The following is a 1,860-nucleotide window of genomic DNA, read 5'->3' on the forward strand; positions in this document are numbered from 1 at the left end:
CTCACATTCCGCACCCTTAGAATAGGCCGGCGAGCGGAATTTTGCAGTGAAAAATAAGCTCAACGAGCCCTAGCGATGATTTTTGAAGAAAAACCATCGCGGAAATGATCCTTTGACATTATCCCAAATAGACAGATTCATCCAAGCCGAGACTACGCAATACCCGTCGCTCTTCTTGGCTAAACGAGCCGACGATCTGTCGAAGTCGGGTGCCGTCCGGCAGGCGCAGCACCGCGGTCTTCCGGTATGTGAAGATTTGAAAGATCGCCGCTGCTGTCGGCTTGCGCAGAATACGCCCACCTGCTCCTCGCATCGGCTTTTGCTCCGTGATGTGTTGACGAATGCGGCGTTGGAATACCCGGTAGATCGTAAGCGCCAGCAAAAACAAATAGCCCAGTACCTTGACGCGCTCCGGTTTTTTCAGATAGATCTCATCGGTATACACGGGATCCTTGAGAAAGGAGAAATTCATTTCCACCTGAATTTGCCCTTTGTACAGTCCGAGCAGCGCGGTTCCGTCTCTGCGTTCTCCCCGCCATTGCATGGGCAGGGTGGTTCCCAACACGAAACGAGAAGTCCGGCGGCGCGCTTCTTCAAACCGCGCGTCGTCTGGCGACACGGTGATCTGTAACGCATACACCGTATCCACCTGTGGCGTTTCTCCTTTTTTGGGGCGTCCTCGTTTTTTTCGAACGACGTCTTGGGAAACAACGTCCACCTCGACGTGATGAAACCGGGATGCCTGTTCACGCCGGAACGTTTCCGCCGCGCGCTCCGCGTCTGCCCGGCAATGCCACGGCGTGTGGGCGGCTTCTTTTGCCGCTTGCTCAAGCTGGCCCGCTTCCTGCTCACGCGCGCGGGTCAGCGTCTTTTCCTTTTTCTTGTCCAACGCACTGGACTCGACCACGATTAAGCGGAGCGAATGCCCCTCGTGCTCCGCCTCGGTGGCGAACCACCGGTAAGTCGCCCCTTCCTTGGACGTGACAAACCGGACGTTCTCGGTCCACGTGGTCGCCTCGGCATCTGCTGCCGCAAGTGCTGCTTTGACGATCTTCAGATGATTGGGAACCCGCGTTAACAGATAGGCCCCGGAACGTTTCGCCGCATCCAGACTGGATGTGCTCATCGCCGCTGAATCCGCCACATACAGAAAGTCGTCCAGCTTGGCAGCCGCGCACTGCGCATGAAGCTTTTCCAGCACCTCCGGATTCCAGGTTTTGTCCGACGTGTTCCCGTCGTGGACATCGCCATAGAGCGGAATGCCGTCCGTATTGCCGATCAAGCCCAATTGAATTTGCTTGGCACCGCGCCGGTCGCGACTATAGCCTTCAACAATTTGCAGCGTTTCCGACGGTTTGGTATAGGCGCCGTACACGGACATGCTGGTCGTATCGCCGTGAAATACGCCCATCGGAATGCGTTCGTGTTGATACACCTGCAGTTGGAAGGCCGAGTACACCGCATGAATATCCGCTTCATGCAAACGGTCCAAGTGCCGCCCGAGTGCGTCATCATTGAACCAAGCCGCTTGCAGACCGGGACGAACCAGAGCATCCAGATCCAGCTGTGCCGCCCACTTGTCCACGTGAACCAAGGCGTTTCGTCCGCTCAGGATGTCGAGTACCAGCAACTGAACGGCTTCGCCAGCGCTCGTCCGACACTGCGGGTCGACGGGGACGAGTTGATCGATTTTCTTACGCAAGCCCAATTGCTTCATGATTCCGCATACCAACGGCAAATAACCCATTTCGTACACGCGTTCGATCTCCATATGATTCCATCCGCTCCCCGCTTGATTCTCTGAATCTAGCATACACCATAATTCGCCATTTTCAGAGTCTCAAGGGTGCGGAATGTGAG

General features: G+C 55.9%; 1 protein-coding gene. It reads right to left on the reverse strand.

Going from position 1 to position 1,860, the window contains the following annotated elements:
- Positions 1–118: 118 nt before the first annotated feature.
- Complete coding sequence (locus IDH44_RS26230; RefSeq protein ID WP_190921777.1) at positions 119–1,771, reverse strand: IS1634 family transposase; 1,653 nt, start codon at positions 1,769–1,771, stop codon at positions 119–121.
- Positions 1,772–1,860 lie beyond the last annotated feature (89 nt).

This window comes from Paenibacillus sabuli, from assembly GCF_014705605.1.
Lineage (GTDB): Bacteria > Bacillota > Bacilli > Paenibacillales > Paenibacillaceae > Paenibacillus_D > Paenibacillus_D sabuli.